Origin of the sequence: Scandinavium sp. UTDF21-P1B, from assembly GCF_040750395.1 — a bacterium.
Classification (GTDB): domain Bacteria; phylum Pseudomonadota; class Gammaproteobacteria; order Enterobacterales; family Enterobacteriaceae; genus Scandinavium.
Genome location: NZ_JBFLVD010000011.1, coordinates 308403 through 321100 on the forward strand (window position 1 = coordinate 308403; position 12698 = coordinate 321100).

The window sequence follows — 12698 nt, forward strand, 5'->3', positions numbered from 1 at the left end:
ATCCCGTGTTCCCCCTGCCAGACTTACGGGCCACTGATAAGGAGCTGCGATGGTCTTGATTAATGGTGTGGAACAGGATTCACTTGCCGCGAGTGACCGCGGCGTCCAGTTTGGTGATGGCTGTTTTACCACGGTCCGCATCTCGCGTGGCGTTCCCGAGTTTTTAGAGCAACACCTGCAAAGGTTGCAGAATACCTGCCGCGCACTCCTGATCCCTTTTTCTGAGTGGCCCACGCTTAGCCAGGAAATGCGCGCGCTTGCGCAGACACAGCAGGATGGCGTGCTGAAAGTCATTATCACCCGTGGAAAAGGGGGCCGGGGCTACAGCCCTTCGGCGTGTTATTCCCCAACGCGTATTCTTAGCCTCTCTCCCGCACCGGCACATTATCCCCGGTGGCAGCAGCAAGGTATTACACTTGCGCTAAGCCCGGTCAGACTCGGGCGTAACCCGATGCTGGCTGGCCTCAAGCATCTCAACCGCCTGGAGCAGGTGCTGATTCGCGCGCAACTTGAGCAGACGCAGGCCGATGAGGCGCTGGTGCTTGACAGCGAAGGCTGGGTTACGGAATGCTGTGCGGCTAATTTATTCTGGCGAGCCGGGAATACCGTATTTACTCCTCGCCTGGAGCACGCTGGCGTTAACGGTATCATGCGGCAGCATTGTCTCTCCGTACTGGCACAAAGTCGTTTTCACGTTGTCGAAGTCAGTGCCCGGGAGGATGCCGTTCGTCAGGCTGATGAAGTGCTGATCTGCAATGCGCTGATGCCCGTTGTGCCCGTAAACCAGTTTGCTGAGGCTCGCTATCTGTCGCGCGAGCTGTTTGAATTTTTGGCCCCCCTTTGTGAGCAGTCGAAGAAGTCATGAAGAAAATGTTTCGGTTTGTCCTCCTGCTGTTGGTTGCGTTTGTCCTTGCCGCTGGCGTCGGAATGTGGAAAGTTCGCGAGTTTGCGACAAGCAAAATTCTGATTAAAGAAGACACTATTTTTACCCTCAAGGCCGGTACTGGTCGTATGGCGTTGGGGGATTCCCTTTATGTGGAAAAAATCATTAATCGTCCGCGCGTATTTCAGTGGTTGCTTCGCGTTGAGCCAGAGCTCTCTCACTTTAAAGCCGGTACTTATCGCCTGACGCCAGGGATGAGCGTGCGCGATATGCTGCAGCTTCTGGCCAGCGGCAAAGAGGCTCAGTTCCCGTTGCGCTTTATCGAAGGAATGCGCGTCAGCGATTACCTTAAACAGCTGCGAGAAGCGCCTTACGTCAGGCACACGCTGAAAGACGACAGCTATGCCACCGTTGCCGAAGCGCTGAAGCTGGAGCATGCCGACTGGGTGGAAGGCTGGTTCTGGCCAGATACCTGGATGTACACGGCCAACACCACGGATATCCAGATCCTCAAGCGCGCGCATCAGAAAATGGTGAAGGCAGTTGATGAGGCCTGGGAAGGACGGACGGACAACCTGCCGTATCAGGATAAAAACCAGCTGATGACCATGGCTTCGATCGTCGAAAAAGAGACTGCCGTTGCCGCTGAGCGCGACAAAGTCGCGTCTGTGTTCATCAACCGCCTGCGTATCGGCATGCGTCTGCAAACCGACCCGACCGTGATCTACGGCATGGGTGAAAGCTATAATGGCAAACTGAACCGCAAGGATCTCGAGACGCCAACGGCGTACAATACCTACGTCATTGCCGGAATGCCGCCAGGTCCGATTGCCACGCCGGGTGAGGCCTCATTGAATGCTGCCGCGCATCCGGCAAAAACGCCGTATCTCTATTTTGTGGCCGACGGCAAAGGCGGGCACACTTTTAATACCAATCTCGCGAGCCATAACCGCTCGGTGCAGGATTACCTGAAAGTACTTAAGGAAAAAAATGCGCAGTAAATATATCGTCATCGAAGGCCTGGAAGGCGCAGGGAAAACCACCGCGCGTAATCTGGTAGTGGAAACCCTCGAGCAGATGGGCATCCGTGAGCTGGTGTTCACCCGCGAACCTGGTGGCACCGTGCTGGCGGAAAAACTGCGTAGCCTGGTGCTGGATATCAAATCCGTCGGCGATGAAGTCATTACTGATAAAGCGGAAGTGCTGATGTTCTATGCCGCTCGTGTACAGCTTGTTGAAACAGTCATTAAACCGGCGCTGGCTGAAGGCAAATGGGTGATTGGCGATCGCCACGATCTCTCAACGCAGGCGTATCAGGGCGGCGGACGTGGTATCGATCAGCACTTGCTCACCACGCTGCGTGATGCGGTACTCGGTGATTTCCGCCCGGACCTTACGCTCTACCTCGACGTTACGCCGGAAGTGGGTCTAAAGCGTGCCCGAGCTCGCGGCGATCTCGATCGTATTGAGCAGGAATCCTTCAACTTCTTCCATCGCACCCGCGCCCGTTATCTGGAGCTGGCTGCGCAGGATCCGACTATTCGTACCATTGACGCGACGCAGCCGCTTGAAACAGTGATGCAGGATATTCGCAGCATGCTGGCCGCCTGGGTTGAGGAGCAGGGCGCATGAAATGGTATCCGTGGCTGCGCCCGCCGTTTGAACAGCTGGTCACCTGCTACCAGTCCGGTCGTGGTCACCACGCGCTGTTAGTGCAGGCGTTGCCCGGCCTGGGTGCGGAGGCGCTGGTCTATGCGCTGGTGCGCTTCCAGATGTGCCACACACCGGAAGGCCAAAAAAGCTGCGGGAAATGTCACAGCTGCCAGCTAATGCAGGCGGGCACGCATCCCGACTACTATCAGCTTGAGCCTGAAAAAGGTAAGAGTACGCTTGGCATCGACGCGGTACGTGACGTTACCGAAAAATTGTATGAGCGTGCCCGGCTTGGTGGGGCGAAGGTCGTTTGGTTGAGCGATGCGGCCTTGCTGACAGAGGCCGCAGCGAATGCTCTGCTGAAAACCCTGGAAGAACCGCCGGAAAACACCTGGTTCTTCCTGCAATGTGAAGAGCCCGCCCGGCTGCTTGCCACCTTGCGTAGCCGCTGTCGCCATTTCCATCTCGCCCCGCCGGCTGAAAATTACGGTCTGGCCTGGCTCGGTCGGGAAGTGACAATGTCACAAGAGAGCCTGCTGACGGCCTTACGCTTAACCGCCGGTGCGCCTGCAGCAGCGCTCGAACTGCTTGAGGAAAAACATTCTGCTGCCCGTCAGCAGCTCTGCGCTGCGCTGGATGGCGCGCTGCAAAGCGGTGACTGGCTTTCGCTGCTGCCGGTGCTTAATAACGACAACGTAGCGGAGCGGCTTTACTGGCTGACTTCGCTGCTGCTGGATGCGCAAAAAATGCAGCAGGGCATTACATTGTTAACCAATGTGGATGCCGGGCCGCTGATTCAGCGAGTGGCGGGTCAGGTTTCCGCAGCGCGCTTGCAGGCAATGGCCCGCGACGCCTGCGAGTGTCGGGAGCAGCTCCAGAGCGTTACCGGACTCAACCGGGAGCTCATGCTCAACGATCGCCTGCTGCGCTGGGAACACTGGCTCCATGCTACGAGCCCGCTGCCGACGCCATTCCATTAAACATCACCTGTATAAAGACAATATTAAGAGAGACATCATGTTCTTAGTCGACTCGCACTGCCATCTCGATGGCCTCGATTATCAGTCCCTGCACAAAGACGTGGACGACGTGCTGGCGAAAGCCGCGGCGCGCGACGTGAAGTTCTGTCTGGCGGTTGCAACCACTTTGCCGGGATACCGCGGGATGCGCGATCTGGTCGGCTCACGGAACAATGTTGTGTTTTCCTGCGGCGTTCACCCGCTGAACCAGGATGAAAGCTATGATGTTGCAGACCTTCGCCGGATGGCGGCGGAAGAGGGCGTAGTCGCGTTGGGGGAAACGGGCCTCGATTATTATTACACGCCGGAAACTAAACTCCGCCAGCAGGAGTCTTTCGCGCATCATATCCGTATTGGTCGTGAGCTGAACAAACCGGTCATCGTTCATACGCGGGATGCACGGGAAGACACGCTGGCGATCCTGCGCGATGAAAAAGTGACGGATTGCGGAGGCGTACTACACTGTTTCACAGAGGACAAAGAGACGGCGGGCAAGCTGCTCGATCTGGGCTTCTATATCTCGTTTTCCGGCATCGTGACGTTCCGCAATGCTGAGCAACTGCGCGATGCGGCACGTTATGTGCCTCTCGACAGGATTCTGGTGGAAACGGATTCACCGTACCTGGCACCGGTACCGCACCGTGGGAAAGAGAACCAGCCGGCGATGACTCGCGATGTTGCAGAGTACATGGCCGTGCTGAAAGGGGTGTCGCTTGAGCAACTGGCGCAACAGACCACCGAAAACTTCGCCGCGCTCTTCCATATCGACCCCGCCCGCCTGCAATCTGCCTGATTCGTCAGCTTATTTTAAAGCTCGTAATTAATATTTAAAGCGAGTAAAGTTCACCGCCTCAAAAAGGGCGGTGTACGTCCCGTTTGTAACGCTCAGAAACAACTTTTGTAAAATAGTGCAAGGATTTCTGCGATTGCTGGCTGAAACGTGATGGCTGTCAAACAAAAATAATCCGAATTATTTTACTCTGCGTAATAAATAAAAGGACGCTCAGATGTCCTGTACACGGCGAAGTTCTCCCCCTTCGCCAATGCGTGAAAGCGTAAAAAAAGCACAAATACTCAGGAGCACTCTCAATTATGTTCAAGAATGCATTTGCTAACCTGCAGAAGGTCGGTAAATCGCTGATGCTGCCAGTATCCGTTCTTCCTATCGCAGGTATCCTGCTGGGCGTCGGTTCTGCAAACTTCAGCTGGCTGCCAGCCGTCGTTTCCCATGTTATGGCGGAAGCGGGCGGTTCTGTCTTCGCCAACATGCCGCTTATCTTCGCTATCGGTGTGGCGCTGGGCTTTACCAATAACGACGGCGTATCTGCGCTGGCATCGGTTGTTGCTTATGGCATCATGGTGAAAACCATGGCCGTGGTTGCACCGCTGGTTCTGCATTTACCTGCAGAAGAGATCGCAGCGAAACACCTGGCCGATACTGGTGTTCTCGGCGGTATCATCGCTGGTGCTATTGCTGCCTACATGTTCAACCGTTTCTACCGCATCAAGCTGCCAGAGTACCTGGGCTTCTTTGCGGGCAAACGCTTTGTTCCGATTATCTCCGGCCTGACGGCTATCTTCCTGGGTGTTGTTCTGTCCTTCATCTGGCCACCAATTGGTACGGCTATTCAGGAATTCTCTCAGTGGGCTGCGTACCAGAACCCGGTTGTTGCGTTCGGTATCTATGGCTTCATTGAGCGTTGCCTGGTGCCATTTGGTCTGCACCATATCTGGAACGTTCCATTCCAGATGCAGATTGGTGAATACACCAACGCCGCAGGCCAGGTGTTCCACGGTGACATCCCACGCTACATGGCTGGTGACCCGACTGCAGGTAAACTGTCTGGCGGCTTCCTGTTCAAAATGTACGGTCTGCCTGCTGCCGCTATCGCTATCTGGCACTCTGCTAAACCAGAGAACCGCGCGAAAGTGGGCGGGATCATGATCTCCGCTGCGCTGACCTCATTCCTGACCGGTATCACCGAGCCAATCGAATTCTCCTTCATGTTCGTGGCTCCGATCCTGTACATCATTCACGCGATTCTGGCGGGTCTGGCGTTCCCAATCTGTATCCTGCTGGGTATGCGTGACGGTACGTCCTTCTCCCACGGTCTGATCGACTTCATCGTTCTGTCCGGCAACAGCAGCAAGCTGTGGCTGTTCCCGATCGTTGGTCTGTGCTATGCAGCGGTGTACTACACCGTGTTCCGCGTGCTGATTAAAGCGCTGGATCTGAAGACCCCGGGTCGTGAAGATGCAACCGAAGAGTCCAAAGCAGGCGCAGCCGGCGGTGAAATGGCCCCAGCTCTGATTGCGGCATTCGGCGGCAAAGAAAACATCACTAACCTCGACGCGTGTATCACTCGTCTGCGTGTCAGCGTTGCCGACGTGGCAAAAGTTGACCAGGCTGGCCTGAAGAAACTGGGCGCGGCAGGTGTGGTTGTTGCAGGTTCCGGCGTTCAGGCTATTTTCGGCACCAAGTCCGATAACCTGAAAACCGAAATGGATGATTACATCCGCAACAACTAAGGTGTGATTTGGGGAGAAAAGAAAAGGCAGCCATCTGGCTGCCTTTTTTACGAGGTAAACTGCAAAACCTTCTCTTCAGAGAAGGTTTTTAGTGTTTGCACCCTCTCCACGTGGGAGAGGGACGGGGTGAGGGCATCAGACCGCTCGGAGCTGGTGTAAATCTCAGAAGTCGTAGCTGGCAGATACCGAGAAGTTCAGCGGTGCGCCATACACGAGATAGGACCCAACGTAGTCGTAGTACTCTTTGTCGAACAGGTTATTGACGTTAGCCTGCAGGGCAAAGTTTTTCGTCACCTGATAGCGGCTAAAGAGGTTAACCAGGCCGTAGCTGCCCTGATCGATGTAGTCACGGCCGTTTGGCCCGCCGTCGACCTTCGCCCAGGTTTTGTTCTGCCAGTTCATACCACCGCCGACAGAGAGCTCAGGCAGCATCGGCAGCTGGTAGCGGGTGAACAATTTGAACGTCGTGCGTGGCTGATCGGAGCTGACCGCATTACCTTCTTTGTCTTCCGCCACGTAGCGGGTCGCGCCGAAGGTGAGCTGCCAGTTGTCCGTCAGCGCGCCGTTCAGTTCAAACTCCACCCCTTTACTTACCACGCCATCGAGCGATTCATAGATGGATTCACCGCTGGGCAAATAGGTGTAAGTATTGTTCGCCACGTGATCCTGCTCGATACGGAACACCGCCAGCGAGGTTGTCAGACGAGTGTTGAACCAGTCGGCTTTAACCCCAGCTTCGTAGCTTTTACCGGTGGTCGGATCGAGATAGCGTCCGTTGGCGTCGCGTTTGTCCTGCGGCTGGAAGATATTGGTATAACTGGCATACGCTGACCAGTCCTCGTTGATGTCATAGACCAGGCCTGCATACGGCGTTACGTCATCTTTGGTGCTTTCCAGACGGGTATCCGGTGCGCCAGCCGGATTGTACTTGATGTTGTAGTTGGTATAGCGAGCACCCAGGATCAGGTGCAGCGGATCGAGCAGCGAGAAGCGCGCGGAGGTATACGCCGAAGACTGGTTGATATCATCTTTGCTGTAGAGCTTCCACGCAGTCCACTGCGGATCGGCAATATTACTGTTCCAGTTTTTGAAGCTGCCGATATCGACCATGCCGTAGAGGGCGTCGGGCATTGAGTTGTCGTAATGGTTACGCTGGTGGCTGAGGCTGCCGCCGACCATCATTTCATGCTGGCGACCAAACAGCTCGAAGCCGCCGCGCAGGAAGGCATCCACCGCATCCTGTTTACGTTCGCCGCGGTTCCAGCCGCCGTAGCCCACCATTCCGCCGCCGGTGTCTTTGTCCGGGTAGCCGGACATGTACATCAGTTTGGTATCGAAATTAGTTTCAGCGTGCATGCCGTTAACGTGCGCTTCCCAGCCGTTGTCGAAGCGCTGGGTGAAGTTGGCAAAGACTTTGGTGCTGTCTTTGTCGGAGTATGCCCAGTCCGGTGCCACGGTGTCGCTTCGGGTGTAATGGGTTTTGCTGCCGTCCGCATACCACGTTGGCAGGCCGCCCCATGTTGGATTGGCGGTGCTGCTTTCCTGATATTCATAGCCGAGCGACAGCGTGGTGCTGTCGGTTATGTCGGCATCCACAACACCGTAAAGAAACTTTTTGCGGTAGTGATAGTTGTCCATCCAGGAGTCGTTGTCCTGATAGCCTGCAATTACGCGCCCGCGCACGTTCCCGGACTCCACGAGAGGGGCCTGTAAATCGAGCACGTAGCGCTGTTTGTCCCAGCTGCCGTAGCTTACGGTGGCGTTGCCCTGAAAATCACGGCTGTCGGCGTGCTTGCGCACCATATTGACGTAGGCCGCCGGGTTGCCGGTGCCGCTCATCAGGCCCGTTGCCCCGCGTACCACTTCGATGCGGTCATAAATGGCGGTGTCGGTGGCGGTGTCGCCGAAGTTCCACACTTCACTGATGGAGGTTGGCAAATCGTCGTAGGCATAGTTGCTGACGAAGAAGCCGCGTGAATAAAACACCGTACGGTCGCTGTCCTGAACCTGTGCCGTGACGCCGGTCGTATTGGTCAGAACCTGGCCGATGGTCTGGAGATTCTGATCTTTCATGCGCTGCTGGCTGATCACGCTCACGGACTGTGGAATGTCGCGCGGCACTAATAAAAGTTTGGTGCCAGTGGTGGTGGTCTTGACGCTGTAATCCTGATCCTGAGCGTTATCGGATACGTTATCTGCTGTGCCTTCAACCACCACCGTTTCTTTTTTACTGTTATCTGCCGCATAAACGGCGGCAGGCAACAGTGCGAACGCTATGCAGGCGGCGAGGCGGGAAGGCGACGTGGACAGTTTTTGCGGCTTCTCTCTGGTGTCAAAAGTGAAAGACATCGATAAACCCTTATGTTGGCTGTGTTATAGGTGTGATGCTGCATGAAAATGCAAATGCGAAATATACGCATTCATATTACTGGTGTAAACAAATGTAAGCGTGCACCTGAAACTTTGTTTTGAAATCTGCTGAGAGATGAAATAAAGGAGGAGTGTTCAAGCAACCAGCAGCCAATCCAGGAATGGGGAAGAAAAAAGCGGGTACGGCTTGAAAGAGATGAAGTAAGTCGCTCATACTCTTACGTTGTCAGTAAAAGACCCAAGACGAAACGGTCATCTACAAAAAGGAACAGACCATGGCAGAAGAAACGATTTTCAGCAAAATCATTCGTCGTGAAATTCCGGCGAATATTGTTTATCAGGATGAACTGGTGACGGCTTTTCGTGATATCTCGCCTCAGGCACCAAGCCATATTCTGATCGTCCCTAACGTGCTGATTCCCACGGTTAACGACGTCACGGCTGAACATGAACTGGCCTTAGGACGCATGATGACGGTGGCGGCGAAAATCGCTGAAGCGGAAGGTATTGCTGAAGAGGGCTATCGTCTGATTGTGAACTGCAACCGCCACGGCGGTCAGGAAGTCTACCACATTCATATGCACCTGCTGGGTGGCCGTCCGCTGGGCCCTATGCTTGCGCACAAAGGATAAGACAATGAAAGGTGGCCGAATTGCTGTCCTGTTGACGGCGGCGTTGCTGGCGGGCTGCGGCTCGCACCCGGAAATCCCTGTGGGAGAGCAGCAAACGCTGGTGATGGAAGCGAACGTGCTGGCGGCCGGGATCAGTGCCGAAAACCCGGACTTAACCACATCAGAAATTCAGGCAACAGCGTCCTCTCGGCTTTATAACGAACGCGCCACGCCGGTCACCGTTCACTATCGTTTTTACTGGTATGACGCTCGAGGGCTGGAAATGCATCCGCTGGAAGCACCGCGTACGGTGACAATCCCGGCTCACTCTTCGGTCACACTTTACGGCAGCGCAAACAGTCTGGGTGCGCATAAAGTCCGGCTTTATCTTTATCTTTGAGGGGTAAAAAGTAATGAGCAAACTGAGTCGCTATGCGTTTATCGCGGCGGTGGCCATTTTTCTGTCAGGGTGCGTGGGGCAACGAGAGCAGCCTGCGCCGGTAGAGGAAGCAAAACCGACGCCGGAACAACCCCAGACGCCGCCAACCACGGTGCCGACGGTGCCGACGATTCCCACTCAGCCAGGCCCGATTGAAAACGGCGCCACGCAGCCTGAACAGCCTGCTCCGCGCGTACGTCACTACGACTGGAACGGTGCAGCACAGCCGCTGGTGGCGAAAATGCTGAAGGCCGACGGCGTCACCGCGGGCAGCGTGCTGCTGGTGGACAGCGTGAATAACCGCACCAACGGTTCGCTGAATACGGCGGAAGCGACCGGCGTGCTGGCCAGTGCGCTGAAAGGCAATACGACGTTTACGCTTGTGTCGCCACAGCAACTGGCCGTCGCGAAACAGCAGCTGGGTCTTTCCCCGCAGGACAGCCTGGGCTCCCGCAATAAAGCAATGGGCCTGGCCCGTACCGTTGGCGCGCAGTATGTGCTTTATTCAAATGCCACGGGCAACGTCAATTCGCCGGTGCTTTCCATGCAGTTGATGATGGTCCAGACGGGCGAGATCCTTTGGTCAGGTAAAGGTGCGGTTGCGCAACAGTAAGCTTACGCGTGACAAATGCCTGTCACGCTACTTTCCCGGCTTTCATCCTCTGGCTCGCTCCGCCACGGCGGGGCTGAGTGGAGCAAGCTGCATCATCGAACGTCAGGGGCAGCGGATCGTACTGCGACAGCATCACGATCCGTCAGCCCCTGATTTTCATTTTCTGCGCCAGTATCGTGCGCTCCACGCGCTGCCAGCCTCACTTGCCCCAAGGCCGCTCGGCTACTTTTCTGGCTGGATGGCGGTGGAATACCTTGAAGGTGCGATCCCTTCCACGCTTCCGGATGCCGACGCCACGGCGGCGCTGTTGTATCATCTGCATCAGCAAAAGCCCTTTGGCTGGCGAGTCGCGATTCTGCCTTTGCTTGAACGCTACTGGCAGGGCGCAAGTCCGGCACGCCGCACGCCGCACTGGCTTCGTTTGCTTAAAAAACTACGAAAGCGGGGCGAGCCGCAGCCGTTACGGCTGGCGCCGCTGCACATGGATATCCATGCCGGGAATATTATCGACACGCCCGCAGGGCTAAGGCTCATTGACTGGGAATACGCCGCAGACGGCGATATTGCCCTCGAACTGGCGGCGGTCTGGGCGGAAGACAAAACGGCGCTCATCGCCGCTTATGCAAAGCAGGCGCATCTGGATCAAACGCTGTTAATACGGCAGATCGGAAGATGGCGGCCCTGGACGCAGATGCTGATGACCACCTGGTATGAGTACCGCTGGCAGCAGACCGGCGACCAACAATTTATTGCGCTGGCCGATGAGGGCTGGCGTCAGATGACGAATAAAGGACAGGAGAGAGAACTGTGGGCCCAGTGATGTTGGATGTAGAAGGCTACGAACTGGATGCAGAAGAGCGGGAAATTCTGGCGCATCCTTTGGTTGGCGGGCTGATTTTATTCACTCGTAACTACCACGACCCGGCGCAGCTTCGGGAGCTGGTGCGCCAGATCCGTGCGGCATCGAAAAACCATCTGGTTGTCGCAGTGGATCAGGAGGGGGGACGCGTTCAGCGTTTCCGTGAAGGATTCACCCGCTTACCGGCTGCACAATCCTTCGCTGAGCTGCTGGGTATGGAGCAGGGCGGCGAAATGGCCAGAGCCGCAGGCTGGCTGATGGCCTCCGAGATGATCGCCATGGATATCGATATCAGCTTTGCGCCGGTGCTGGACGTCGGTCATATCAGCGCTGCCATTGGCGAACGTTCTTATCATGCCGATCCGCATAAAGCGCTGGCGATGGCGCGCCATTTCATTGACGGCATGCACGATGCAGGGATGAAAACCACGGGAAAACACTTCCCGGGACACGGCGCAGTCAGCGCCGATTCTCATAAAGAAACACCGCGTGACCCGCGTGATGAAGCGGAAATTCGCGAGAAAGATATGGCTGTTTTCAAGACGCTGATTACCGAAAATCGTCTCGATGCGATTATGCCTGCGCACGTCATTTACAGCGACGTCGACCCACGTCCGGCAAGCGGATCGCCACACTGGCTGAAAACCGTTCTCCGCGGCGAGCTGGGCTTTGATGGTGTGATTTTCTCAGACGATTTGTCGATGGAAGGTGCGGCGATCATGGGCAGCTATGCGGAGCGCGGCCAGGCGTCTCTGGATGCAGGTTGCGATATGATCCTGGTCTGCAATAATCGTAAAGGCGCGGTCAGCGTGCTGGATAACCTGTCGCCGATCAAAGCTGAACGTGTTACGAAATTGTATCATAAAGGTTCATTTACCCGTCAGGAGCTGATGGATTCCGCTCGCTGGAAGACGGTCAGCGCGCAGCTGAATGAACTGCACGAACGCTGGCAGGCCCACAAAGCCGCTCCTTAATCTCCCGCTACGGGATTAGCAGTGTTGTGAGGATGTATGATTATTTATTTGCACGGTTTTGACTCAAACAGTCCGGGAAACCACGAGAAAGTGCTGCAGCTGCAGTTTATTGACCCGGACGTTCGCCTGATAAGCTACAGCACGCGCCATCCGAAGCATGATATGCAGCACTTGCTCAAGGAAGTGGACAAAATGCTGCAGCTCAACGCCGACGACAGGCCGCTTATCTGCGGCGTCGGGCTCGGCGGCTACTGGGCTGAGCGCATTGGTTTTCTGTGTGATATTCGACAGGTTATCTTTAACCCGAACCTGTTCCCGAATGAGAACATGGAAGGGAAGATCGACCGTCCGGAAGAATACAGCGACATCGCCACTAAATGCGTGAGCAACTTCCGTGAAAAAAACCGCGATCGCTGCCTGGTGGTGCTCTCCCGCCAGGATGAAGCCCTGAACAGCCAACGTTCGGCGGATCTGCTGCATCATTACTACGAAATCATCTGGGACGAAGTGCAGACGCACAAGTTCAAGAACATTTCCCCGCACCTGCAGCGTATCAAAGCGTTCAAAACCCTCGGCTAATCCCGCTCTGCGCCTGGTGGCATTCGGCTTCCAGGCGCAAAAACCTCTCCCGATCGACTACACTTGCTCAACTTTTCAGCGAGAAAACTTGATTCATATCAATTTTGGTATGACCAATGCACCTCGCGTGATATTCTTCACATTAATGTCAGGTTTCAGGTCGGTAACT

General features: G+C 55.5%; 13 protein-coding genes. 12 read left to right on the forward strand and 1 reads right to left on the reverse strand.

Annotation, left to right across the window (positions count from 1 at the left end; translation table 11 throughout):
- Window positions 1–49: 49 nt before the first annotated feature.
- From pabC to ptsG, 6 genes are all read left to right on the forward strand, one after another.
- Window positions 50–865 (forward strand): aminodeoxychorismate lyase, encoded by an 816-nt coding sequence (gene pabC / locus AB1287_RS08045; RefSeq protein WP_435617447.1) that lies wholly within the window; start codon window positions 50–52, stop codon window positions 863–865.
- Complete coding sequence (gene yceG / locus AB1287_RS08050) at window positions 862–1884, forward strand: cell division protein YceG (RefSeq protein ID WP_312628230.1); 1023 nt, start codon at window positions 862–864, stop codon at window positions 1882–1884. The genes pabC and yceG overlap by 4 nt, the downstream gene beginning before the upstream one ends.
- Window positions 1874–2515: a dTMP kinase gene (gene tmk / locus AB1287_RS08055; RefSeq protein ID WP_312628231.1), complete on the forward strand. Its 642-nt coding sequence runs from the start codon at window positions 1874–1876 to the stop codon at window positions 2513–2515. The genes yceG and tmk overlap by 11 nt, the downstream gene beginning before the upstream one ends.
- The gene (gene holB / locus AB1287_RS08060; RefSeq protein ID WP_435617448.1) at window positions 2512–3516 is read left to right on the forward strand and encodes a DNA polymerase III subunit delta'; all 1005 of its coding nucleotides are present in this window, start codon (window positions 2512–2514) and stop codon (window positions 3514–3516) included. Before tmk ends, holB begins: the two co-directional genes overlap by 4 nt.
- A 37-nt stretch (window positions 3517–3553) precedes the next feature.
- Window positions 3554–4348 (forward strand): metal-dependent hydrolase, encoded by a 795-nt coding sequence (locus AB1287_RS08065; protein WP_435617449.1) that lies wholly within the window; start codon window positions 3554–3556, stop codon window positions 4346–4348.
- 299 nt (window positions 4349–4647) lie between these two features.
- Window positions 4648–6084: a PTS glucose transporter subunit IIBC gene (gene ptsG / locus AB1287_RS08070; RefSeq protein ID WP_312628236.1), complete on the forward strand. Its 1437-nt coding sequence runs from the start codon at window positions 4648–4650 to the stop codon at window positions 6082–6084.
- A 162-nt stretch (window positions 6085–6246) separates the two neighbouring features.
- Here ptsG and fhuE read toward each other — a convergent pair whose 3' ends face one another.
- Complete coding sequence (fhuE, locus tag AB1287_RS08075) at window positions 6247–8433, reverse strand: ferric-rhodotorulic acid/ferric-coprogen receptor FhuE (RefSeq protein WP_435617450.1); 2187 nt, start codon at window positions 8431–8433, stop codon at window positions 6247–6249.
- A 296-nt stretch (window positions 8434–8729) separates the two neighbouring features.
- On the opposite strand from fhuE, the gene hinT reads away from it, so the two are divergent.
- Genes hinT through ycfP form a run of 6 tightly spaced genes read left to right on the forward strand, consistent with a single transcriptional unit; the run spans window position 8730 to window position 12529 of the window.
- Entirely contained in the window at window positions 8730–9086 is a 357-nt protein-coding gene (gene hinT / locus AB1287_RS08080) for a purine nucleoside phosphoramidase (protein WP_312628240.1), read from the forward strand.
- 4 nt (window positions 9087–9090) lie between these two features.
- Entirely contained in the window at window positions 9091–9465 is a 375-nt protein-coding gene (locus AB1287_RS08085; protein ID WP_312628242.1) for a YcfL family protein, read from the forward strand.
- Window positions 9466–9487: 22 nt separating this feature from the next.
- Entirely contained in the window at window positions 9488–10117 is a 630-nt protein-coding gene (gene lpoB, locus AB1287_RS08090; protein WP_312628288.1) for a penicillin-binding protein activator LpoB, read from the forward strand.
- Window positions 10098–10937 carry a thiamine kinase gene (thiK, locus tag AB1287_RS08095; RefSeq protein ID WP_435617451.1) on the forward strand — a complete coding sequence of 280 codons (840 nt, stop codon included), beginning with the start codon at window positions 10098–10100 and terminating at the stop codon, window positions 10935–10937. The genes lpoB and thiK overlap by 20 nt, the downstream gene beginning before the upstream one ends.
- The gene (nagZ, locus tag AB1287_RS08100; protein ID WP_312628245.1) at window positions 10925–11950 is read left to right on the forward strand and encodes a beta-N-acetylhexosaminidase; all 1026 of its coding nucleotides are present in this window, start codon (window positions 10925–10927) and stop codon (window positions 11948–11950) included. Before thiK ends, nagZ begins: the two co-directional genes overlap by 13 nt.
- A 36-nt stretch (window positions 11951–11986) precedes the next feature.
- Window positions 11987–12529, forward strand: coding sequence for an alpha/beta hydrolase YcfP (gene ycfP, locus AB1287_RS08105; RefSeq protein ID WP_312628247.1), 543 nt, complete (start codon window positions 11987–11989; stop codon window positions 12527–12529).
- Window positions 12530–12698 lie beyond the last annotated feature (169 nt).

Bases quoted from the DNA above. Each gene is read 5' to 3' on its own strand.
- pabC (WP_435617447.1), top strand. From the start codon at position 50: ATGGTCTTGATTAATGGTGTGGAACAGGATTCACTTGCCGCGAGTGAC.
- yceG (WP_312628230.1), top strand. From the start codon at position 862: ATGAAGAAAATGTTTCGGTTTGTCCTCCTGCTGTTGGTTGCGTTTGTC.
- tmk (WP_312628231.1), top strand. From the start codon at position 1,874: ATGCGCAGTAAATATATCGTCATCGAAGGCCTGGAAGGCGCAGGGAAA.
- holB (WP_435617448.1), top strand. From the start codon at position 2,512: ATGAAATGGTATCCGTGGCTGCGCCCGCCGTTTGAACAGCTGGTCACC.
- AB1287_RS08065 (WP_435617449.1), top strand. From the start codon at position 3,554: ATGTTCTTAGTCGACTCGCACTGCCATCTCGATGGCCTCGATTATCAG.
- ptsG (WP_312628236.1), top strand. From the start codon at position 4,648: ATGTTCAAGAATGCATTTGCTAACCTGCAGAAGGTCGGTAAATCGCTG.
- fhuE (WP_435617450.1), bottom strand. From the start codon at position 8,433: ATGTCTTTCACTTTTGACACCAGAGAGAAGCCGCAAAAACTGTCCACG.
- hinT (WP_312628240.1), top strand. From the start codon at position 8,730: ATGGCAGAAGAAACGATTTTCAGCAAAATCATTCGTCGTGAAATTCCG.
- AB1287_RS08085 (WP_312628242.1), top strand. From the start codon at position 9,091: ATGAAAGGTGGCCGAATTGCTGTCCTGTTGACGGCGGCGTTGCTGGCG.
- ycfP (WP_312628247.1), top strand. From the start codon at position 11,987: ATGATTATTTATTTGCACGGTTTTGACTCAAACAGTCCGGGAAACCAC.